Genomic DNA, 22,341 nt, shown 5'->3' with positions numbered 1-22,341 from the left:
AGGCATGTATTTAGCTTTGTATTGAAGTTGGGTTATAAAGTGCTTTTATTAAAGAGGCCCTTATCAAAGAAATTTTCATTAATAATATTTTATGATAAACATTTGATACTTATACAGTTACGCATTTTTAACACAACTATGCTGTAACTACTAAGGTAGTAATCGGAAGTTGTCAGTATAGTTGAACACTAAATCGTTAAGTATGCACTAGGCTCAATATTGATTGAGTGTGTTTATAAAACTTTTAAATCCCATTACTGCTGATTGAGCGACGGAGAGTTGAGATGAATACCACTAAAAACATGAAAATGATAGAGAAGACCACTCATAAATCTATGCATAAAAAATGGTTGTATGCATCACTAGCAGCAGCGGCTTTAACATTGAGTGCTTGTGCAGATAAAGAAGCACCTATGAGTGAAGACGAAACCGCTATGGATGCTCAGGCAGAAGTAGAGCAGGGTGCAACTGGTGTGGCTAATGATAATCATATGGCAAATGAAGATGTTGCAGTAGCCTCTGAAGATATGGATATGGCTAATGATGCCAATACCGATATGATGAACGACGATGTCGCGGTTGCCGAAGCTAATGATGGCGTAGCGGTAGGTGTTGATGACTCCGAGATGCTAGATGGTAGCGAATCAGAAGAGCATGTTTCTACCTATTAGTATTTTTCATAAAATAAAGCTGATAATATAAAAAAAGCTCAGACACGTTAATGCGATCTGAGCTATTTTTATGGATGACGTAATTGGAAATATTAAGCACGAAAAAAGATAGAAAGTTTGCCTTTTAGCCCTGTTTTAAGCGACAATGTGGCGCAAACGACTGATGAGACTTGTCATTATATTGATACGCTACCAGTCCCTATTTTTTTAAGTTATCATAACTTTGTTATTACGCTTCTCTTTTTAATCATTTTTAATGGAAATCCGCTAACCCATGCTTGAGACTGCCGCAAACTCGACTCGCCCTATCGCCTTAGAGTTACAAGATCTTCATAAAAGCTTCGGCTCATTGGCTGTGCTCAAAGGTGTATCACTGACTGCCTATGATGGTGATGTGATCTCTATCTTGGGGTCTTCTGGCTCTGGAAAATCTACTTTATTACGTTGTGTTAATTTGCTCGAAAAGCCAAATCAAGGCCGTATTATTATCGGCAATGATGAGCTCATGCTAAAACCAACAAAGTCCGGTGAGATGCAAGCAGTAGACAACAAACAGCTTGAGAGTTTACGTGCACGCGTGGGTTTTGTATTTCAAAACTTCAATCTATGGCCGCATAAAACCATCCTTCAAAACATTATTGAAGGGCCAACGCAGGTCTTAAAAATTAAAAAAGATCAGGCCATCAGTGATGCTGAAAAGCTACTAGATAAAGTCGGCTTACTGGACAAAAAAGACGCTTATCCTGCCAACTTATCAGGCGGTCAACGTCAGCGTGTTGCTATCGCTCGTGCGCTAGCTATGCAGCCGCGTGTATTATTATTTGATGAGCCAACTTCTGCGCTCGATCCTGAGCTGGTTAATGAGGTACTCGCTGTCATGCGAGATTTGGCAGAAGAGGGACGTACGATGCTAATTGTCACCCATGAAATGCGCTTTGCCCGTGAAGTGTCAAGCAAAGTGGTGTTTTTGCATCAAGGCGTTATTGAAGAGATTGGCACGCCTGAGCAAGTCTTTGACAATCCAACCTCAGAGCGAGTTAAAGAGTTTATGGCATCGCATAGTTAAAACCAGTCATAATAATTTGTTCAATACTCAACACCTTCAAGCATTAAATCATTAAATAACTATTTGATATCGCCAAATATCGATGGCATCAAATAGTTATTCATCATGCTATCCGTCCTTGCTTAATACTTTATTACTCAATAATGACAGTCAATATGCAAAACGTTTGTTTTTGATATTTTAGTCAGGTATTATCGAGTAGTCTATAAAATGTCAATATTTGTTATTACATTTATTATTTGGCAAGGATGTCAAAAGTTAAAACAACATAATTATCTATCAGAAACCCTATTAAAAAATGAGGAACGTATGATGTCGAACTCTCGTCTATTGTGGTCGTCAATGACCATCACTGCAGCCATTGCGCTTAGTGCTTGTAGCCAACCTGCTAATGAAGCCACTGATACTAATGCTGATGCACCTGCGGCGGACGCGGCTGGTAAGACCATTCGCATCGCGACTGAGGGCGCTTATCCTCCTTTTAACTATACTAATGCTGATGGTAGCCTGGCAGGTTTTGATATCGATGTTGCTAATGCTTTATGTACGCAAATGCAAGCAAAGTGTGAGATTGTCGCTCAAGATTGGGACGGTATTATTCCAGGTCTACTAGCACAAAAATACGATGCCGTAGTCGCTGGTATGTCAATTACTCCTGAACGTCAAGAAAAAGTCGATTTTACTGAACCTTACTTTGCTAATACGATGGTATGGCTGACCGATACTAACAGTAGCTTTAATCCAATGGCTATGAAAAACCTGACTTTAGGTGGCCAGCGTTCAACGACTCCAGGCGCTTATCTGCAAGAGAATTACGAAGGTAAAGATGGTAATACCGTTCAGTTATACGACAATTATGACAACGCCTACTTAGATTTAAAATCAGGCCGTAGCGATGCAGTATTGGCTGAAAAAGTCTCTGCCAAATCTTGGTTAGCGGATAATACTGAAGGCTTTGGTATTGTTGGTGATGAAATAGACAATGATGACAATATTGCTATTGCTGTGCGTAAAAACGATTCTCTCAGAGATGACTTCAATAAGGCATTAAGCGAAATCCGTAGTAACGGTGAGCTTGCCCGTCTTGAGCAAGAGAATTTTGGTCAATAATCTTCTGATTTAGAAATAAGAGAATAGCAATTATGACAATATCTATGACATCATCATTCGTAAATAGAGCCAAATGGTTGGCACCGCTTAGTGCAGCGATGCTAATGCTGGCTGGCTGTAATAATAGCTCTGCACCAGAGGAAAGTACCGCATCTGATACAGCGACTACTGACACTCCTATCAATATAAAAATTGCTACGGAATCAAGCTACAAGCCATTTAGTTATACTGACGCTGATGGCAAGCTTATCGGTTATGAGGTAGAACTGGTCGATGCGCTATGTGCGCAAATGAAAGCAGAATGTGAGCTAATATCACAAGACTGGGATGGCCTCATTCCTGGTCTCAACGCACAAAAATTCGATGCCATTATTGCTGGTATGTCGATTACGCCTGAACGTAAAGAAGTGGTGGAATTTACTGATCCGTACTTTCATACTGGTATTATTTTGATCGGTAAAAAAGGTGACGCTATTAGTGTTGCAGATCTAAAAGGGCAGCCTGTTGCTTCACAGCGCTCAACGGTTTCATCACAGTACTTGCAAGATGAATATCCAGACGCTGATATAAAGCTTTATGATACCCAAGATAATGCTTATTTAGATCTAACTTCAGGTCGCGTACGTGCGATGATGTCAGATAAAGTGACGGGTATTGATTGGCTAAAGACAGAAGCTGGCAAGGACTATGAAGTCAAAGGGCAAGAGATCAGTACTGAAGAAGACGCAATGGGTATTGCCTTTCGTAAAGGTGATCCTTTAGTTGCTAAATTCAATCAGGCTTTGACTGAGTTAAAAGCTAATGGCGTCTATGATCAAATCACTGGTAGCTACTTTGGTACTAGCACTACAGCTGCTGCCCAGAAAGCAGTTACAACTGGTGGTGTTGAGAAAGTAGTTGTCGTCGATGATGGTGATGTCGATGCTAATGCCATGATTGCTAAAGAAGAACAGACAGAAGCGGCGACCAACTAATACAGCGTCTACCTTATAAAGGTAGATATTGTTTTTTACTAAGTAAACATCAAGGATGATTATGAGCAACTATTTTGTCCCAGTCATCGTCATGACTCGTGCATCAGTCATCAAATCGGTTAGGATGAGTCGTTTTTCAGCATCTTTGCTGGCCATGGCTGCTGTCTTTACATTAGCTGGTTGCAGCAACAGCCAAGATAGCACTGATGATGTTAATCAGAGCGCTACTGAGACGACGACAGTTTCTGAAACAGGTGATGTGCTACGGATTGGTACCGAAGGTGCCTATGCGCCTTTTAACTATACCAATGCAGATGGGACACTTGGCGGCTTCGATGTCGATATGGCCAACGCTATCTGTGCCGATATGCAAGTCACTTGTGAGATTACGGCGCAAGATTGGGATGGTATCATTCCTGGACTTAAAGCTGGCAAGTATGATGCGATTGTAGCTGCGATGTCTATAACACCAGAACGTGCACAACAAGTCAGCTTTACCGATCCCTATTTTAGTAATACTTTGGTGTTTTTAGCTAAAAAAGAGAGTAGCTTTGATCCAAGTAAAAGTAGCGATATTGATGCCCATTCTATCGCCGCCCAACGCTCAACAATCTCCTCACAGTGGTTAGAAGGCGAATATCCAAAAGCCAACATGAAGTTATATGATACGTTGAGCAATGCGTTTCTGGATTTAGGATCCGGTCGCGTTGATGCGATGATCTCTGACAAAGTACCAGCGCTGGAATGGTTAAGCTCACCATCAGGTAGTCCTTATATGATTAAAGGTGATGAGATTGATATTAATGATAACTTCGCAATAGCTGTTCGTCCTGGTGATGCTTTGCAAGCTAAGATTAATCAATCATTGGCTAATATAAAAGCTAATGGGACTTATGATGAACTTAATCAAAAATACTTCGCGATGCCAGCGACCGAAACAACGGTAGCTGCTGAGCCCGCAACGGATACCGCTGGTCAGTAGTAATTTACTAGCTAGTCACGAAATACTTATTTTATTAGTCAGAAGGATATTGCCATATTGGTGATATCCTTTTTTATTTATGAATTTTTTGTTTTTATCTATAAAGAGCAACTGCTCTGATAAAACTGACTGCACAGTATCGCTAGATTGGTCTTAGCAGTGTCGTTTTGGCACGATTAGCATCCGTCTAGATACAGGTTTTGCGTATGAGCAGTAACATAGAGCTTGCCGATTATGATAAAATCACGGCTCATTTTTGCCGAGTCAATGAATCATAGTCTATACGCGAGCTCAAACGCGGTGTTGCCATACATGGTGCAAGGCTATTGGTACTGATTCGTTCAACTAATATTCTGCTAATTTGCTGATATAAAGAGACTGAGTGGACAACTGTGTTTGACTTACAAGGATTTGGCGCGCTATTACTGAGCGGCGCAACCGTCACTATCAAGCTTGCTATGACCAGCTTAATTATAGGTATGGTCTTAGGGCTTTTAGGTGCCACAGCCAAGCTGTCCAATGTCTGGATACTACGTAAAATTGCGACTGTTTATACAGCGACAATGCGTGGTATTCCTGAGTTGCTATTGGTACTGTTCATTTATTATGGCGGCTCTATTCTGCTGATGAGCATCCTCAAAAAATTCGGTTACAACGACTATGTCGAGATTAGTGCGTTTTGGGGTGGGGTCATGGCGCTATCCATTGCCTTTGGTGCTTATGCGACTGAAATCTTTCGGATGTCTATTCAAGAGATTCCTATAGGGCAGAGTGAGGCTGCGCAAGCGATTGGTATGCGTCCTTTTCAGACCTTTTACCGTATTACTTTACCGCAAGTATGGCAAATTGCCTTACCTGGTCTAGGTAACTTATTCTTGGTATTGCTAAAAGATACTGCGCTAGTATCGGTCATCGGTCTTAAAGATATTATGTATCAGTCATCGCGCGCCGCCCAGTCGACGCAGCAGCCATTTACCTTTTATATGGCAGCAGCGATTATTTATTTAGGGCTGACGATGCTTATTACAGGCTTTATGATGTGGCTTGAATGGCGTGCTAATCCAGCAGCGCGCTATGCCAAAAAGCTTAGCCGTCAACCAAATCCCCGTCAATCGACCACAGGGTAGAGGAGAGATACTCATGGATTGGAATTGGCAGGTTATTTTTGATCATATCCCAGATTTACTAGGCGGCGCAGTATTAACTGTACAGCTAGTCGTAATCTCAGGCATTATTGGACTATTTTTTGGTTTGATTTTGGCGTTATTGCGACTGTCCAAAAGCTGGGTAGTACAAATAATACCCTTTCTTTATATCTTCTTCTTCCGTGGCACACCGCTGCTAGTACAGATATTTTTGATCTACTATGGTCTCGGGCAGTTTGAAGCCGTACGTGATTCATTCTTATGGGAGCCAGTACTGAGCCAAGCTTATTGGTGCGCTATTATTGCCTTTACCATGAATACTAGCGCCTACCTCGCTGAGATTATTCGTGGTGCTATTCAAACCATCCCAGTTGGTGAGCTTGAGGCTGCCGATGCTGTCGGTATGTCAAAATGGCAGAAGCTTACCCGTATTACCTTACCGCGAGCATTTGGTATTGTGATTCCAGCTTATAGTAACGAAGTTATCTTTATGCTTAAAGGTAGTGCCTTGGCATCAACTATTGCACTGATGGATATCACTGGAGTGGCACGTACGATCAGCGCGCGTACCTATACCTTAATGGAGCTGTTTTTTGCTGCTGGTATCGTCTACTTGCTATTGTCATGGGTTATTTTATTCACTTTTGGCATGTTTGAAAAAAGAATGAACCGCCATGCCAGTTATGTACCGCCAGATGTCGTGACGCGTACTATTCCATAGTCAGAAAATACATTTCTGCTAAATGTATCAGTACGAGCTATGATGATTGTGAATTATGATAAGTTTATCAAGTAGTCGCAATCGAAGCGGTAAAAGATAGCGTACTATAAATGACCCTATGACTTCCCCTGTTTGTGAGAACCTACTATGAGTGAATCACCCCATGTGTCTTTGATTAATGACGTTTTCGCTCATGCTGACGAGGGAGATGTTAAAGTCAAAACTGGCCGTATCTCGATTGGTAAAGTTGTCTGCGTCGGTCGTAACTATGCTGCCCATGCGCAGGAGTTAGGCAACGAGATACCAAAGTCGCCAATTTTATTTATGAAGCCTGCATCATCAGTGGCTTCTATGCGCAACGATATCATACGACCAGATTCAGATCGCTATGGTGATACTCATTATGAAGCAGAGCTTTGTATTCAGTTATCTGCTGACTTGAGCAATGCAACGGTAGCGCAAGCACAGCAAGCAATCGGTAGCGTCACTATAGGGCTTGACTTGACCTTACGCGATTTACAGACTGAGCTTAAACAAAAAGGTCATCCTTGGGAGCGTGCGAAGTGCTTTGATGGCGCGTGCGTACTCGCTGATTGGGTTGACCCACAAGCATTTGGTGATTTTAGCAATGTGCATTATCAGCTTTATATTAATGATGAGCTTAAGCAAGATGGTGACAGTACGTTGATGCTTTTCCCTGTGTATGAATTACTTGCTGAGATTAGTCATGCTTTTAGTTTGCAAGCAGGTGATGTGATTATGACTGGCACCCCAAGCGGCGTTGGTATACTGCATGCAGGCGATGAGTTAAAATTGGTATTGGGCGCGCATGAGTGGCAGACGCGGGTGCAATAGCGTTACTTTAAATATAGGCTTAAATAAAAATTTGATGTCTGAAAATACAAAATCCTGAGCCAATACTTAGGATTTTTTTTGTTTAAATAAAGCCTGTTATTTAAATGTCATCTTATCGTCATGAAAGTTCAATAGACTCAAGCGTAATCCGCATTTTCGTAGTGGTAATTACAAAGCTGCGACTGAACCCTTTATGCTAATCTAGCCTAACAGCAAGGTGATTGACTATGACATTATTGAATAAAATGACATTACTGAATGATAAGCAAAATCTTGCCCACGAAGTTGTTGAAGACTCCAATCCTACTCATAATACTGACTTTCAAAGCATTATCAATCGTCGTCTGAACCGCCGTAGTATTCTAAAAGGTGGTACAGGATTGACAGCTGCTGCTTTCTTTGGCGCACTTCCTTTAGTCGGATGTGCTGACAATGATGAAAGTAGTGCTGGAAGCCCCCTTGTCAATAATGATAATAATGCTGCTATTCCTGCGCAAGGTGATTTAAAGCGTCCTGAGATTTTAAAGTTTAAAGCAGGCGCGCATTCCACTGCCGAAACAATGAGCGTGGCGGAAGGTTATCAGGCTGAGATTATATTGCCACTCGGCACGCCATTAATTTCTGGCATTGATGATTGGAAAGACAATCGTGAGCAGTCTGCTGAGTCGTTTGATTGGCGTATGGGTGACAACCATGATGGCATGTGGTTCTTTGGCAAAAAGGGCCATGGATACGATGCTAAAGCGTCAGAGAATGGTCTGCTGGTCATGAACCATGAGTACGTGAATAGTAGCGAGCTAAGCCCGTTTGGCTACCATGTAATCCAAAATAATAATGCTGCACCCATATTTAAAAATCGTCGCCTCGCCAGTGATGTGCGCCGTGAAGCCAATTGTCATGGCGTGGCTGTGGTTGAGATGACTCGCCGCGCCAATGGCATAGGTTATGAGATGGTGCTCAATTCAAAATACAATCGCCGCATTACTAGCAGTACTCAATCGCAGTTGGCAGGGCCAGTTGCTGGCTCTGATTTGGTCAAGACCAAGTTTGATCCGACAGGCTTTCAGACTCGTGGAATCAATAATAATTGCGGTGCAGGACTATCGCCTTGGGGCACGTATTTGACGACCGAAGAGAATTTTTTAGGAGTTTTTGCCCGTGGTCAAGATGCCAGTCAATTAACTGTCGCACAGAATTACGGTCGTGAGCGTTACGGTGCAACAGAAAATTTTGCCAGCTCAGGGTACTTATGGCATACCCCAGAAGCCAAAGACGCCAAAATCTCTGATGAATTTTCCCGCTGGGACATGACTGCTGTCGGTGCAACCGCGACTGACGATTACCGCAATGGTTTTAACACCTTTGGTTATATCACCGAAATTGACCCTTTTGACCAACATTCTATGCCACAAAAACGTACAGCGCTGGGTCGTTTTGCTCACGAAAACTGCGCCTATGCGCCTGTTGAGCAAGGCAAACCAGTGGTTTTTTATATGGGTGATGATGCCCGCGGTGAGTATATCTATAAGTTTGTCTCTAAAGCCCTGTGGTCAAATAAAGACATAGGAGCGGGCTTAAAAGCTGGTGACAAGTATATGAATGAGGGCACGCTATACGTTGCAATCTTCCATGACGATGGTAGTGGTGAGTGGCAGCCGCTAGTTCATGGTCAAAACGGACTAGATGCCTCTAATAGCGTGCTGCCCTTCAATGGACAAGATGACGTTTTAGTGTTTGCGCGTGCTGCTGCTGACACGTTAGGGGCAACCAAGATGGATCGTCCTGAATGGGTATCGGTCAGTCCCATTACTGGTGAAGTTTATGTGACTTTGACCAATAATAAATATCGCGGTGAACGTGATGATCAACCAGTGTCTGCAACCAACCCGCGCAGTTATCAGGCTCGTGGTAAAGCGCGCGGCAATGACAATGGTCATATTATTCGCTGGGCAGAAGCAGGAGGCGAGCATGCGGCAACGAGCTTTGAGTGGGATATTTATCTATTTGCTGCACCGAGTGCTTTGTCAGCAGAAAACTTATCGCAATTAAATGATAATAACGATTTTTCTTCGCCAGATGGTTTGTATTTCGACCCACGTGGGGTATTGTGGATTCAGACTGATGACGGCGCTTATACCGATACCAGCAGTTGCATGTTGCTCGCAGCACTACCGGGTAATGTCAGCGATGGCACGCTCAAAACTACTTCGGCAGGACAGCAAACTCGTGTCGGTATGAAAGCAAATAATGACAATATTAAACGATTTTTTGTCGGTCCTGAAGGCTGTGAGGTGACCGGTATTACCATGACCCCAGACTTTAAAACGTTATTCATTAACATTCAGCATCCTGGTAATAATTGGGGCGCAGTCGCTGGTGGCAGTACTCCGCGCTCAGCTACAGTCATGATTACTCGCGAGGATGGAGATGTCATACTAGCAGAATCGTTTGCAACGGATATAAAAACGACATAGAAGTTAAGCTGTTCGTATTTAGTAAATACCTAATAAATAATCTCAAGCCATGACTTGGGATTTTTTATTAGGTATTTTCACTAAGCGATATTTTAGAAAGCTAGCGTGACAGTATAAATGTTTTGTTTACCGCATTTACAGGATAATATGTAAGAGTATCCTTATCACTAAATACATCAAAACTATGAACAATCCAGATTCTATCGATAGCATTCACGATTTATTTGCTAAAAATCAGCCTAAGTTTAATGTTAATGCTAATTCTAACTCTGAAGCTAGCGCGAAATTTCAGGGTGACGTGTATGAAGAGTTGGCACAGCTTGAATATATCTATGTCGATGATGAAATTGGATTAAATACCGAAGACAGTAAAACCATGACCTCGCACAAACCTATCTCTTTGAGTGATTTCTTTGAAGGATTGGCACAGCTTGCGACAATGGGTGTGGTTGAGGTTACTGACATTGTAGAAGCCATCCATCGTGAGATTATTCTACGTCCTTTGGGACGTTTTAACGAAGGCAATGTCAGTAAATGGCAACGTGGTCTTACCGGGCGAATCTATGGGGCAGTACGCCAAGTAACACGGCTAGTAGGCAACAATCTAGCCTCAGCGCTGCGAATATATAAAAGCCTGCTCAATCAAAAAGACTCGCGCCCGCTACCTGAAACACTAAAACAGCTTATCAACGTTCTAAATGGCGTAATGGGCGACCATCTTGTCACACATAATAACCCTCTCGCTATCCCGATGATTTTATACGACAGCTCTTTACGCCCAAGATATGGACATCTAAAAAACAAAGAGATATCAGGGCGCGTTATTGTTTTATGCCATGGTCTTTGTATGAGTCACTTGAGCTGGCAACCAACTGCAGGTAATAGTCTTGGCGCGTGTATTAGTCGCAGTCTGCCAAAATCTACCGTTCTATACCTTGATTACAATACTGGACGGCGCATCTCACTCAATGGTCGCAACTTCTCTAAAGTGCTACAACAGTTAGTAGATAATAACCCAAATATCAGTCAGATAGATTTGGTTGGGCATAGCATGGGTGGATTGGTCGCTCGCAGTGCGCTGTTCTATGGCAAACAACAAGGTTTTAACTGGGTGAAACGAGTTAGTAACCTCATTACTCTTGGCTCACCGCATCATGGTGCAAGCCTAGAGCGTATCGGTTATTTTGTGCAAGATATGATCGCCAAGCTGCTTTTTGCAGGGTCGCTTGCCAAACTGGGTGATTTACGTAGTACAGGCATTATCGATTTGCGACATGGTAGTATTCGTGACGATGATTGGAAGTCTTTAGAAGGCCGCAGTGTGCTACCGCAAGACTTTCATCATCCTGCTCGTCTGCCGCTACATGTGAATACTTACTTTATCGCGGCCACGCTGGTTGAGGCTCATTACGACTCCAAAGCCACAAGCTTATTGGGCGATGGTCTGGTAACAATAGAATCTGCGCTAGGGGAGTATGATGGCGAGCATGCTTTGTCGGTACCTGAAGGGCACAAGGCCATTTTTTATGGCGTAAGTCATTACAATTTACTTTACAACGATAGGGTACATAAGCAAGTCGTTGCATGGCTGTTGGACAATGGGCAAAGTAGCTCTAATCAAGAAGGTGATGCATTTGGTGCTTGCATACATTCTTATCCTGAAAATGTTGAGGTGGTGGTCTAGTTTTTTAGCCTTTTTGCTTATACTTTTGTGCTTATTTTATATTTTTATGCTTATATAGTTAGGGTGGCTTGTCCTAACATTCGCTTTTATCTATTACAGCACCTAGATTTATCCAGTAAAACAAAAAACCCCCAAGCATCACACTTGAGGGTTTTGATTATCATTGCAAATTAAACAAATCAATTTAATAAAAACTACTCAGCAAATATTGTGGCAACATCGTCTTTATTAAATTTATAGACTTCACCGCAAAATCCGCAATCCATCTCGAATGTACCGCCTTGTTCCTCGATGATATCCAACGCTTCCGCTTCGCCGATTTGCTCAATTGCCATTTCGCATTTTTCACGTGAGCATGTACAGCCAAATGATAAGGCAACTGGGTCGGGTGCAACGACATTTTCTTCGTTATATAAGCGATACAAAACTTCATTAGTATCAAGTGTGGTTAGCTCTTCGGCTTTGACAGTACGAGTCAAAACGCTTAAACGCGTCCACAAGTCGTCATCGATACCCGCATCTTCGTTTTGCTCTACTTCATAGGTTTCCTCAGCGGTACGAGGCAGCATCTGTACCAATATACCACCTGCTTGCAAGCCGTCAGAAGCCAAATTAATTAGCGTTGGAATCTGTGCAGATTGCTTTTGATAATGTGCTAAGCAGTCAGCTAAATTGTCATGGCTACGCTCAACGATACCTTGGTATGCTTCACCGCCATTAGGCTGAATGTTAATAAATAACACGCCTTGACCCATAGCGCCAAGCTCAGCAAAAGCTTCATTAGCACTGGTCATATCTTCCCATGCTTGTACTTGCTCATCAGTATCCGCTTTCCAGCTAGCAAGGGCGCGAATAATACCGTCTTGATCGCATTCAGCCATTGCCCAATTCAGTAAGCTGTCACTGTCTGACGACTGCAATTGAATGGACAGGTGGCCATCAATTTTAACAGTACCGATAAGTAAGCTGGCAGCCGTCAACATCTCACCCAATAAGCGTTTGATGGCTTCAGGGTAGGGCTTTTGAGCGATAGTGCTGGCGTAACTACGTGATAGGCGTACGACGTCGCCACGCACAGGCGAATCTTGAATAAAAAAGCGCTGACGCACATCATTATCGGTAGATACGGTGTCAGTTTTTGCTATCTGAAAGTTTTGATTGGCTTGAGTCATAAGTCATTAGTATGGTTAAGAAGTTGCTAGCTTTATGGGGATTATCCATAATTTATCAACGATAGAGAAAGCGCTAATATTGATTCGAAGTTCTAGAGTTGATAGTAGTTTACCCATTCCATTTAAATTTTCTTATTGAATATGAGATATTATGGATATATGTAAGAAAGTTTACTAAGGTCGGTAAAAGTGTTGTACAGTAACATTAAGTTGCTCTATGATAACTGAAAGTAACAGCAAGGATGCTGGGCAGTGATGTAGAAAATGTCCAAGCTTTTCACCGATTTGTAATAGTTTGATAAAAGGATGTATCTTATGGCTTATTCAATCTCAAAACCTCTAACGTTAGCTGCTTTTATGGCACTTGGCTTGGCTGGCTGTAATAACAGTAACCAAACTGCCGATGATGCTGCTCCAGCAGACGATGCAGCGACTACAGAGGCCGCAGCAAATCCTAACGGCACCCTACAAAAAATAAAAGATTCGGGCACTATTGTCGTCGGTTATCGTGACTCCTCTATTCCATTTTCTTACATCGCAGATGACCCTAACCAGCCGATGGGTTATGCGCATGATTTAGAGATGAAAGTGGTCGAAGCGGTTAAGCAAAAGCTAAACATGCCAGACCTAAACATTCGCTATAACCTAATTACCTCGCAGACTCGTATTCCATTAGTACAAAACGGTACGGTAGATTTTGAGTGTGGCTCAACGACTAATAATGAAGAGCGCCAAAAACAAGTGGCTTTCTCTAATGGCTTTTTTGAGATTGGGACGCGCTTATTAACCAAGACCGACTCTGGCATTCAAGACTTTGAAGACTTAAAAGGTAAAACGCTCGTCACGACTGCAGGTACGACCTCAGAGCGTTATATTCGCCAATATAACGACGAGAAGAAGATGGATACCGATATCATCTCTGCCAAAGATCATGGCGAAGGCTTCTTGATGTTAGAGAATGGTCGTGCTGATGCGTTTATGATGGATGATGTACTGCTTGCAGGCGAAAAAGCCAAAGCAAAAAATCCTGATGAATGGGTAATCGTTGGTACGCCGCAATCGTTTGAAATCTATGGCTGTATGATGCGTAAAGACGATCCTGAGTTTAAAGCTGTGGTCGATGAAGCATTGGCTAATACCTTTAGTTCAGGTGAGATTAATAGCATTTATGACAAGTGGTTCTTGAACCCTATTCCACCGAAGAACGTCAATCTAAACTTTGAGATGTCAGATAACTTAAAAGCTTTAATTTCTAATCCACATGATAGTGCCCAGCCAAAAGACGCTGCACAATAACGACATTTTGTCCCTCAATATAGCCGACTCATGCGCTTAGGTATTAGGTAGTCATTAAGTTCAACCTAGCGCATGAGTCTATCTTCCGTTGCTCGGAGAGACAAAAATGAATTATAGCTGGAACTGGGGTGTGCTCTTTGAGCACACTGGTATTGGTAATGAGCTGTACATACATTGGATGATTACCGGCCTTGGCTGGTTGTTATTGATTGGTAGTATTGCATGGGCGATTGCCATGGTTATTGGTACCATCTTTGGTATCATGCGCACTTTGCCAAGCAAGACGGCTCGCAGTATCGGCACCGCCTATGTGACTTTTTTTCGTAATATCCCTCTATTAGTTCAATTATTCTTTTGGTTCTATGTCGCTCCCGGCTGGCTAACACCTGCCTTACAAGAATGGTGGTATAAAGACTTATCTCCAAATACCTCAGCTATGCTCTCAGCGAGTATTGGTCTTGGCTTATTTACCGCTGCGCGTATCGTTGAGCAAGTGCGTACGGGTATACAGTCATTGCCACAAGGTCAAATCAACGCCGCTTATGCATTAGGCTTTAGCGTCCCGCAAGCTTATAAAGAAGTCTTGTTACCACAGGCATTTCGCGTCATTCTACCGCCACTTAGCTCTGAGCTGACAAACTGCTTCAAGAATGCTTCAGTGGCATCTTTGGTTGGCGTAATGGAGCTGATTAGCCAGACCAAAACCATTAGCGAATATACGCAAAATAACCTTGAAATTTATACTTACGCGACCGTGATTTATTTGGTGTTTAACCTGTCTTTGATAGCTATCATGGGTTTGATTGAGCGCAAACTGCGTGTACCAGGGCTTATTGCAGGGAGTCAGAAATGAGTATGATGACCGAACTTGCAACGGCCTATCCAGGTCTAATGGGTGGAATGCTGACCACCTTAAAAGTATTATTCTTAGCCATCATCGGTGGTATCAGTTTAGGAACGGTACTCGCTTTGATGCGGCTATCTGGTATTAAGATATTAGAAGTACCAGCCAAGCTGTACGTCAATTACTTTCGTTCTGTACCGTTGCTATTAGTATTGCTATGGTTTTATTTTGCCGTACCGATGATCTACTTTTGGGTAGCTGGTAAATACTTACAACTTGATGCAGCCTTTGCCTCGTGCGTCGTTGCCTTTATGATGTTCGAAGCCGCCTATTTTTCAGAAGTGGTGCGTGCGGGTATTCAGTCTATCGGTAGTGGGCAAGTAAATGCCGCAAAAGCTTTGGGTATGACTTATGGGCAGACCATGCGCTTAGTCGTGCTACCACAAGCCTTTCGGAAGATGCTGCCACTTATTTTGCAGCAATGTATTATTTTATTCCAAGATACGACATTGGTATTTGCTATCGGTTTGACAGACTTTTTCCGTGCAGCCTACGTACGTGGTGAGCTGATGGGCTTATTAACGCCTTATATTTTAGGGGCAGGAGCGGTGTATTTTATCATCAGCTTAAGCGCTTCTATTGGCGTACAACAAGTGCAAAAACGTTTGAGGTTCTAATAACTGAAGTTTGAATTTCTGAGATTTTAATTACAGGTTCTAGTAATAGCTATTTATGAATAAATTTTAATAAAAAGCTATTACCTAGAATTTATGAGAGTAACCAATAAATATCTTATGAAATATAACTATATTTCATAAGATATTTAATAAAATTATCCAAAATACGACGGTTAGGAGCCAGTGATGAGTAGTGCTGATACGTATACAAATGACTTTGGCGGACTGGTTACCAATAACGGCCATGCTAGTGATGAGATGGTCATTCAAATGACTGACGTCAGCAAATGGTATGGTGACTTTCAAGTTTTGAGCGACTGTTCTGCCCACGTGCACAAGGGCGATGTGGTGGTGGTCTGTGGGCCATCGGGTAGTGGTAAATCTACTTTGATTAAGACCGTCAATGGACTTGAGCCTTTTCAAAAAGGTCAGATTATGGTCAATGGCATCTCAGTCGGTGCGCCAAAGACCGATTTACCTAAGCTGCGCAGTAGCGTTGGCATGGTGTTTCAACATTTCGAATTGTTCCCGCATTTGACTATTATTGATAACTTAATGGTCGCGCAAATTAAAGTATTAGGCCGTAAAGAAAGTGAGGCTAAACAAAAAGCGATGGCGTATCTGGATCGCGTAGGACTGACCGTACAAGCAGCGAAGTATCCGGCCGAATTGTCCGGTGGTCAGCAGCAGCGGGTAGCGATTGCACGTGCGCTGGCGATGGATCCAGTTGCAATGCTGTTTGATGAGCCAACCTCAGCACTTGATCCGGAGATGATTCAAGAGGTGCTGGATGTCATGGTAGAGCTGACCCGCGATGGTATGACGATGATGTGTGTCACTCATGAGATGGGCTTTGCTAGTCAGGTAGCTAATCGTATTATCTTTATGGATGAAGGCTATATCGTTGAAAACTGTAGTAAAGATGAATTCTTTGAAGGTGCGAAAAGTGAGCGCGCGCAAATGTTCTTATCGAAGATTCTTAATCATTAGCATGTAGCCCTGTGAGTCATTTTTAAAGCGTCTATAAATAGGCGCTTTTTTGTGGGAGTAGGTTTATGTCATTAATATCGATGTTGATATAAAGGGCTATACAGGAGAATAGATGAGTGAATGGCTGTTTACTGATACAATAAGGGTAATTATATTTGGCAAAATCTGATACACACAGTAATTAAGTTAATAGGAGCTTGTATGAGTGCAGAACGTTCATCTACATCGAGAGGTGTGGTCATTATTGGTGCAGGATTGGCCGGCTGGCATGTCATCGATGCGATTCGGGCAAAAGATAAAGACATTCCAATTACCTTGATTACCGCTGATAGTGGCGATCGTTATCATAAGCCAATGCTAACAATGGCAATTAGCCAAAACAAAAGCGCATCAGATTTAGTGAGAGCTACGGGTAATGATGCAGCAGAGGCTGCGAATATCAATTTACTTGCCAATACGCAAGTTAGTGATATTGATGCTGCCAGTCAGCAGTTATATCTTGTCTCTGCTAATCGCTCAGATCCAGCTAACACGAGTTACGCAACGATCAGCTATGACAAGCTAGTGCTAGCAATGGGTGCTCACCCTATCTTTCCGCAAAGCTTGCCAGAGGATTTGGTTTGGCATGTCAATCATATTGAGCGCTTTGGTCAACTGCAAGAGAAGCTGGCAACCGGTAGTCAGCATGTTGCCATTGTTGGGGCTGGCATGGTTGGGACAGAAATAGCAGAGGACTTGCTGAAGGCTGGTCATGAAGTGACGCTGATCGATTTAAATGATGCACCACTTTCACAAATGCTACCGCCAAAAGCCACGGCTCGTATTGCTCAAGCGGTCAAATCACAAGGGATTAATTTTTTGGGCAGTTGCCAAGTGTCTGATGTTACTCGTAAAGATAATGGTAAATTGCAGGTCAGTTATGAGCCACTAGCGTCAGCCGCTGACAGTGCTACTGCTCAGCAACTCGAGCCGCTCATTGTCGATCATGTGATTGCCAGTACAGGCTTGCTCGTTGATGATAAATTGCCTGCTGCTGCTGGGGTTGAATTCAATCGACGTACCGGTATCGTGGTCGATGCGACAACGTTGCGTACTAATGCTTCTAGTATTTATGCCATTGGCGATTGCATGTCAATTAATGGGGTAGCGTGTCGTTATGTTGCACCGCTGCGGGCGCAGGCAGCGACCATTGCTGATGATGTTTTAGGTCATGAGCATGACGGCTATGAGCATAAGCCGCCGATGATTCGTCTAAAAAATAAAGCCATTTCTGTGATGGTTACTGGGGTGCCGCAAGCTGCTGGCAATTGGCAGGTAAAGACTGAAACTGAGGATGAGTTAATCATGGATTTGCTAGATGATAACGATGCGGTTAGCGCAACAGTTACTATTAAAGCGCCTGTCATGCCCAAAGCTTAATTATTAAAAAATCTCTATACCATAGCCAGTGCTGCAATTCTAATGCAGCATTGGCTTTTTTTATGTCTATCGCATCTTTTATATCACTCGTTAACATGATAATACGTCGCATCAATCCTAATCGATACGTGCTGTATCAGTTATGATTGACAGTCTTTCGTTTAAGGCGCTATATTGGTTAGGGCATGATTTAACTATACTGTCTAGTTATAAAGAATATTCAAGGAGGAATATTGTTTTTACCTTAGCAGCGCATCAAATGCTCATAAGGCAATAATAAAACTAACAGCAAAACGAAAGGACTCGTTATGACTCAGCTCACCAATTTCGACAATATTCTTAATAATGTTCCCAAAGTCAATATAGGCGCGCGCTCAGCGAATGCACCACTCACCCAAAGCCATGATAAAGGACTTGATGTGCCGCTAATTGAAGCGACCATCGGTGACTTTTTCGATGCCATTGTCAATAAATATCCTGAGCGTGAAGCCTTGGTTTCTCGCCATCAAAATATCCGTTGGACTTATCGCGAGCTACAGGAGAAAGTCAATCAGTTAGCCAGTACCATGATTGAGATGGGGCTTGAGATAGGTGATCGTATCGCTATTTGGTCGCATAACAATGCGGAATGGCTGTTGATGCAATTAGCGACAGCAAAAATCGGCGTCATCTTAGTCAATATCAATCCTGCTTATCGAACTTTTGAGCTGCAATATGCGCTGAATAAACTGGGCTGCTCGGCCTTGGTATTGATGCGTCATTTTAAAACCAGTGATTATACGCAAATGATTCGCGAGCTATGTCCTGAAATTTATCATAAAAGCTATAATCAGCTTGATTTGGTCGAAATTCCAACGATTGAGCGCATTATTTGGATTGATGAACCAGAGAGCGATGAGGATTTTAATTTTATGCAAAAGTTCTCTACGTGGATGGCAGAGGGTGATGCAAACGACCCTCGCGTAGCGGAACGCCAAGCTCAGCTTAAGAATACTGACGCTATTAGTGTGCAGTTTACCAGTGGCACGACCGGCACACCGAAAGGCGCTACCTTAACGCATCGCAATATCCTAAATAACGGCTATTTTATGGGCGAAGGAATGAGGCTGACAGAGGAGGATAGGCTATGTATCCCATTGCCGCTTTATCACTGCTTTGGCATGGTGGGTGGCAATTTAGCCATTTTAACCCATGGTGGTTGCGCGGTGTATCCCAATGATGGTTTTGATCCGCTAACGGTATTGCAAACAGTGGAAGAAGAAAAATGTACTGCTCTACTTGGCGTCCCGACGATGTTTATCGCGGAACTCGATCATCCAGAATTTAATAGCTTTGATTTGTCCAGTTTGCGCACGGGTATCATGGGCGGTTCAAGCTGTCCTATCGAGGTTATGCGCCGTGTCATGGATAAGATGCACATGAGCGAGGTGACCATTGCTTATGGCATGACCGAGACCAGTCCAGCTTCTTGTCAGACTAGCTCGCAAACGCCACTTGAAAAGAGAGTGTCCACAGTGGGGATGGTACTGCCAGCGCTTGAAGTTAAAATCGTCGATACCGAAACTGGTGATATCGTCCCGATTGGAGAGACAGGCGAATTACTTATATACGGCTATGCGGTCATGAAAGGCTATTGGGGTAGCCGATTTAAAACACGTGCGGCAATCACTGATGGCTGGATGCATACGGGTGATTTGGCAACGATGGACGAAGATGGTTATATCACGGTGGTTGGGCGTAGTAAAGATATGATCATTCGCGGTGGCGAAAATATTTATCCAGTAGAAGTCGAAAACTATCTCTATCGTCATCCTAAAATCCGTGATGTACAAATCATCGGGGTTCCTGATAAAAAGTATGGCGAAGTGCTGGCTGCTTGGATTATTCCAAAAGAGCCAGGAAGTTTGACCGAAGATGAGGTAAGGCAGTTCTGTCGTGACCACATTGCACATTATAAAGTGCCGACTTACTTTCGCTTCGTGACTGAATATCCAATGACCGTGACTGGTAAAATTCAGAAATATAAAATCGTTGAGCAAATGATAGAGGAATTGAGCTTGGATTAGGCTGTAGTAGATAGACGCTAACAAACATAAGTCATTAATTTATAATCGCTAGTATTATAAAGGCTTACAACTGAATGCTAAAGGCCTAAAGACAGAAGTGTTAAACACTGATAAAGTCAGTTTTATACTACTATACTATAAAGCTGACTTTTGTATTTTAGGTTATATTAAATATTCATTATTTATCTATGAAAAATTTATTTAACTTATGCTATGCTTTTAAATGATACATATTGTATCGCTATCATTGACAGTCTTTCATTTGAAGCGGTATAGTAGATAATAATATATGATATATATTCAAGGACGAAAAATTAGCTTACGGGCTGTTTTTATATAGAATAAAAAAGTAAAACGAAAGGACTCGTTATGACTCAAAATATTGATTTCGATACTATCTTAGCTAACATTCCCAGCATCAATATGGGTGCACGCTCAGCAAATGCGCCACTTTCTCAAAGTTATGATAAAGGCCCCGATGTGCCGCTGATTGAAGCGACTATCGGCGACTTTTTTGACGCCATTGTCGCAAGATGTCCAGAGCACGAAGCGTTGGTTTCATGTCACCAAAATATCCGCTGGACTTATAAACAGCTACAAGAAAAGGTCAATCAACTGGCGAGCAGTATGATTGAGATGGGACTTGAGATTGGTGATCGCGTCGGTATCTGGTCGCATAACAATGCCGAATGGTTGCTAATGCAATTAGCGACTGCTAAAGTCGGCGTTATCCTCGTCAATATCAATCCTGCCTATCGTACCTTTGAGTTGCAGTATGCCTTGAATAAACTTGGCTGCTCGGCTTTGGTGTTAATGCGCCACTTCAAGACCAGCGATTATACGCAAATGGTGCGTGAGCTGTGTCCAGAGATTTATCATAAAACTTATAATCAGCTGGATTTGGTCGAAATACCGACGATTGAGCGTATTATTTGGATTGATGAACCAGGTAATGATGAAACCTTTAGTTATATGCAAAAGTTCTCTGACTGGATAAGTGAGGGTGACCCGAACGACCCACGCGTTGCTGAACGGCAAGCACAACTCAAAAACACTGACGCTATTAATGTGCAGTTCACTAGCGGTACGACTGGCACGCCAAAAGGTGCCACGTTAAGCCATCGTAATATCCTCAATAATGGCTACTTCATTGGTGAGGCCATGAATCTCACTGAAGAAGACATATTGTGTATTCCTGTGCCGCTTTATCACTGTTTTGGTATGGTACTCGGGAATTTAGCCATTTTGACCCATGGCGGTTGTATCGTATATCCCAACGATGGTTTTGAGCCATTAAGTGTCCTGCAAGCGGTCGAAGAAGAAAAATGTACTGGTTTGCATGGCGTGCCAACGATGTTTATCGCGATGCTTGATCATCCAGACTTTGACCAATACGATTTATCCACTTTGCGCACTGGTATTATGGCAGGCTCTAGCTGTCCGATTGAAGTCATGCGCCGCGTCATTGATGAGATGCACATGAGTGAAGTCACCATTGCTTATGGCATGACCGAGACCAGTCCAGTATCTTGTCAGACGAACAAGCATACACCGCTTGAAAAGCAGGTTTCCACTGTAGGACTGGTGCAGCCAGCGCTTGAAGTCAAAATTATCGATACAGAAACGGGCGAGACTGTACCGCTAGGAGAAAAAGGCGAGCTACTCACGCGCGGCTATTCGGTGATGAAAGGCTATTGGGGCGACCGCTTCAAAACCCGCGCGTCCATTCAAGATAATTGGATGCATACCGGGGATTTGGCAACCATGGATGAAGATGGTTATGTCAAAGTGGTCGGTCGTAGCAAAGACATGGTCATTCGCGGTGGCGAGAATATCTACCCAGTAGAGATTGAAAACTATCTGTATCGCCATCCCAAGATTCGCGATGTACAAATCGTTGGTATACCTGACGCTAAGTACGGTGAAGTATTAGCGGCTTGGATTATTCCCAAAGAGCCTGATTGCTTAAGCGAAGAAGAGGTTAAGGAGTTCTGTCGCAATAACATTGCCCATTATAAAATACCAACTCACTATCGTTTCGTCGAAGAATATCCGATGACCATTACGGGAAAAATTCAAAAGTATAAAATCGTTGAGATGATGAAAGATGAGCTGGGCTTACAGTAAGCTTGCTGCTTAGGTCTGAAACATTTAGGTTTTAAACATCACGGATTAATCATGTGAGTAACGCTTAA

18 protein-coding genes are annotated in these 22,341 nt (G+C 42.8%); 17 read left to right on the top strand and 1 reads right to left on the bottom strand.

The window, feature by feature from the left end; all coding sequences use genetic code 11:
• Window positions 1–284: 284 nt before the first annotated feature.
• The 10 genes from AAEY87_RS00610 (at window position 285) to AAEY87_RS00565 (ending at window position 11,682) form a co-directional block, all read left to right on the top strand.
• Entirely contained in the window at window positions 285–671 is a 387-nt protein-coding gene (locus AAEY87_RS00610) for a hypothetical protein (RefSeq protein WP_350655487.1), read from the top strand.
• Window positions 672–945: 274 nt separating this feature from the next.
• Entirely contained in the window at window positions 946–1,737 is a 792-nt protein-coding gene (locus AAEY87_RS00605; RefSeq protein WP_350655486.1) for an ABC transporter ATP-binding protein, read from the top strand.
• Window positions 1,738–2,046: 309 nt separating this feature from the next.
• The gene (locus tag AAEY87_RS00600) at window positions 2,047–2,847 is read left to right on the top strand and encodes a transporter substrate-binding domain-containing protein (protein WP_350655485.1); all 801 of its coding nucleotides are present in this window, start codon (window positions 2,047–2,049) and stop codon (window positions 2,845–2,847) included.
• A gap of 44 nt (window positions 2,848–2,891) precedes the next feature.
• On the top strand, window positions 2,892–3,821 hold the full coding sequence (locus AAEY87_RS00595; RefSeq protein ID WP_502945432.1) for a transporter substrate-binding domain-containing protein: 930 nt from the start codon (window positions 2,892–2,894) through the stop codon (window positions 3,819–3,821).
• A gap of 91 nt (window positions 3,822–3,912) precedes the next feature.
• Window positions 3,913–4,803, top strand: coding sequence for an ABC transporter substrate-binding protein (locus AAEY87_RS00590; RefSeq protein ID WP_068038899.1), 891 nt, complete (start codon window positions 3,913–3,915; stop codon window positions 4,801–4,803).
• 392 nt (window positions 4,804–5,195) lie between these two features.
• Window positions 5,196–5,930: an ABC transporter permease gene (locus AAEY87_RS00585; protein ID WP_068034264.1), complete on the top strand. Its 735-nt coding sequence runs from the start codon at window positions 5,196–5,198 to the stop codon at window positions 5,928–5,930.
• A 13-nt stretch (window positions 5,931–5,943) separates the two neighbouring features.
• A complete protein-coding gene (locus AAEY87_RS00580) occupies window positions 5,944–6,669 on the top strand; it encodes an ABC transporter permease (protein WP_350655702.1) in 726 nt (241 codons plus the stop codon).
• Between the two features lie 147 nt (window positions 6,670–6,816).
• The gene (locus tag AAEY87_RS00575) at window positions 6,817–7,524 is read left to right on the top strand and encodes a fumarylacetoacetate hydrolase family protein (RefSeq protein ID WP_350655484.1); all 708 of its coding nucleotides are present in this window, start codon (window positions 6,817–6,819) and stop codon (window positions 7,522–7,524) included.
• A gap of 245 nt (window positions 7,525–7,769) precedes the next feature.
• Window positions 7,770–9,998, top strand: coding sequence for a PhoX family protein (locus AAEY87_RS00570; protein ID WP_350655701.1), 2,229 nt, complete (start codon window positions 7,770–7,772; stop codon window positions 9,996–9,998).
• A gap of 184 nt (window positions 9,999–10,182) precedes the next feature.
• A complete protein-coding gene (locus tag AAEY87_RS00565; RefSeq protein ID WP_350655483.1) occupies window positions 10,183–11,682 on the top strand; it encodes an alpha/beta fold hydrolase in 1,500 nt (499 codons plus the stop codon).
• Window positions 11,683–11,876: 194 nt separating this feature from the next.
• Here the strand turns inward: AAEY87_RS00565 and hslO are convergent, their stop codons facing one another.
• Complete coding sequence (gene hslO / locus AAEY87_RS00560) at window positions 11,877–12,854, bottom strand: Hsp33 family molecular chaperone HslO (RefSeq protein WP_350655482.1); 978 nt, start codon at window positions 12,852–12,854, stop codon at window positions 11,877–11,879.
• 315 nt (window positions 12,855–13,169) lie between these two features.
• On the opposite strand from hslO, the gene AAEY87_RS00555 reads away from it, so the two are divergent.
• From AAEY87_RS00555 to AAEY87_RS00525, 7 genes are all read left to right on the top strand, one after another.
• Entirely contained in the window at window positions 13,170–14,150 is a 981-nt protein-coding gene (locus AAEY87_RS00555) for a glutamate/aspartate ABC transporter substrate-binding protein (RefSeq protein WP_350655481.1), read from the top strand.
• A gap of 106 nt (window positions 14,151–14,256) precedes the next feature.
• Window positions 14,257–15,003, top strand: a complete 747-nt coding sequence (locus AAEY87_RS00550; RefSeq protein WP_068325779.1) for an amino acid ABC transporter permease — start codon at window positions 14,257–14,259, stop codon at window positions 15,001–15,003.
• The gene (locus tag AAEY87_RS00545; protein WP_068034276.1) at window positions 15,000–15,671 is read left to right on the top strand and encodes an ABC transporter permease subunit; all 672 of its coding nucleotides are present in this window, start codon (window positions 15,000–15,002) and stop codon (window positions 15,669–15,671) included. Before AAEY87_RS00550 ends, AAEY87_RS00545 begins: the two co-directional genes overlap by 4 nt.
• Before the next feature lie 258 nt (window positions 15,672–15,929).
• Window positions 15,930–16,661 (top strand): amino acid ABC transporter ATP-binding protein, encoded by a 732-nt coding sequence (locus tag AAEY87_RS00540; protein WP_068038908.1) that lies wholly within the window; start codon window positions 15,930–15,932, stop codon window positions 16,659–16,661.
• A gap of 201 nt (window positions 16,662–16,862) precedes the next feature.
• A complete protein-coding gene (locus AAEY87_RS00535) occupies window positions 16,863–18,080 on the top strand; it encodes an FAD-dependent oxidoreductase (protein WP_350655480.1) in 1,218 nt (405 codons plus the stop codon).
• Window positions 18,081–18,388: 308 nt separating this feature from the next.
• Complete coding sequence (locus AAEY87_RS00530; RefSeq protein WP_350655479.1) at window positions 18,389–20,146, top strand: AMP-binding protein; 1,758 nt, start codon at window positions 18,389–18,391, stop codon at window positions 20,144–20,146.
• 369 nt (window positions 20,147–20,515) lie between these two features.
• Window positions 20,516–22,273 carry an AMP-binding protein gene (locus AAEY87_RS00525; protein ID WP_350655478.1) on the top strand — a complete coding sequence of 586 codons (1,758 nt, stop codon included), beginning with the start codon at window positions 20,516–20,518 and terminating at the stop codon, window positions 22,271–22,273.
• Window positions 22,274–22,341: the final 68 nt, after the last annotated feature.

It is taken from the genome of Psychrobacter sp. S1-30-MNA-CIBAN-0213 (assembly GCF_040309845.1).
Lineage (GTDB): Bacteria > Pseudomonadota > Gammaproteobacteria > Pseudomonadales > Moraxellaceae > Psychrobacter.
Note: the sequence above shows the minus strand (reverse complement) of the source record. Positions and strands in the feature narration are given on the sequence as shown.

Coding starts and splice junctions, on each gene's coding strand:
- AAEY87_RS00610 (WP_350655487.1), top strand. CDS start 285: ATGAATACCACTAAAAACATGAAAATGATAGAGAAGACCACTCATAAA.
- AAEY87_RS00605 (WP_350655486.1), top strand. CDS start 946: ATGCTTGAGACTGCCGCAAACTCGACTCGCCCTATCGCCTTAGAGTTA.
- AAEY87_RS00600 (WP_350655485.1), top strand. CDS start 2,047: ATGATGTCGAACTCTCGTCTATTGTGGTCGTCAATGACCATCACTGCA.
- AAEY87_RS00595 (WP_502945432.1), top strand. CDS start 2,892: ATGACATCATCATTCGTAAATAGAGCCAAATGGTTGGCACCGCTTAGT.
- AAEY87_RS00590 (WP_068038899.1), top strand. CDS start 3,913: ATGACTCGTGCATCAGTCATCAAATCGGTTAGGATGAGTCGTTTTTCA.
- AAEY87_RS00580 (WP_350655702.1), top strand. CDS start 5,944: ATGGATTGGAATTGGCAGGTTATTTTTGATCATATCCCAGATTTACTA.
- AAEY87_RS00575 (WP_350655484.1), top strand. CDS start 6,817: ATGAGTGAATCACCCCATGTGTCTTTGATTAATGACGTTTTCGCTCAT.
- AAEY87_RS00570 (WP_350655701.1), top strand. CDS start 7,770: ATGACATTACTGAATGATAAGCAAAATCTTGCCCACGAAGTTGTTGAA.
- AAEY87_RS00565 (WP_350655483.1), top strand. CDS start 10,183: ATGAACAATCCAGATTCTATCGATAGCATTCACGATTTATTTGCTAAA.
- hslO (WP_350655482.1), bottom strand. CDS start 12,854: ATGACTCAAGCCAATCAAAACTTTCAGATAGCAAAAACTGACACCGTA.
- AAEY87_RS00555 (WP_350655481.1), top strand. CDS start 13,170: ATGGCTTATTCAATCTCAAAACCTCTAACGTTAGCTGCTTTTATGGCA.
- AAEY87_RS00550 (WP_068325779.1), top strand. CDS start 14,257: ATGAATTATAGCTGGAACTGGGGTGTGCTCTTTGAGCACACTGGTATT.
- AAEY87_RS00545 (WP_068034276.1), top strand. CDS start 15,000: ATGAGTATGATGACCGAACTTGCAACGGCCTATCCAGGTCTAATGGGT.
- AAEY87_RS00540 (WP_068038908.1), top strand. CDS start 15,930: ATGGTCATTCAAATGACTGACGTCAGCAAATGGTATGGTGACTTTCAA.
- AAEY87_RS00535 (WP_350655480.1), top strand. CDS start 16,863: ATGAGTGCAGAACGTTCATCTACATCGAGAGGTGTGGTCATTATTGGT.
- AAEY87_RS00530 (WP_350655479.1), top strand. CDS start 18,389: ATGACTCAGCTCACCAATTTCGACAATATTCTTAATAATGTTCCCAAA.
- AAEY87_RS00525 (WP_350655478.1), top strand. CDS start 20,516: ATGACTCAAAATATTGATTTCGATACTATCTTAGCTAACATTCCCAGC.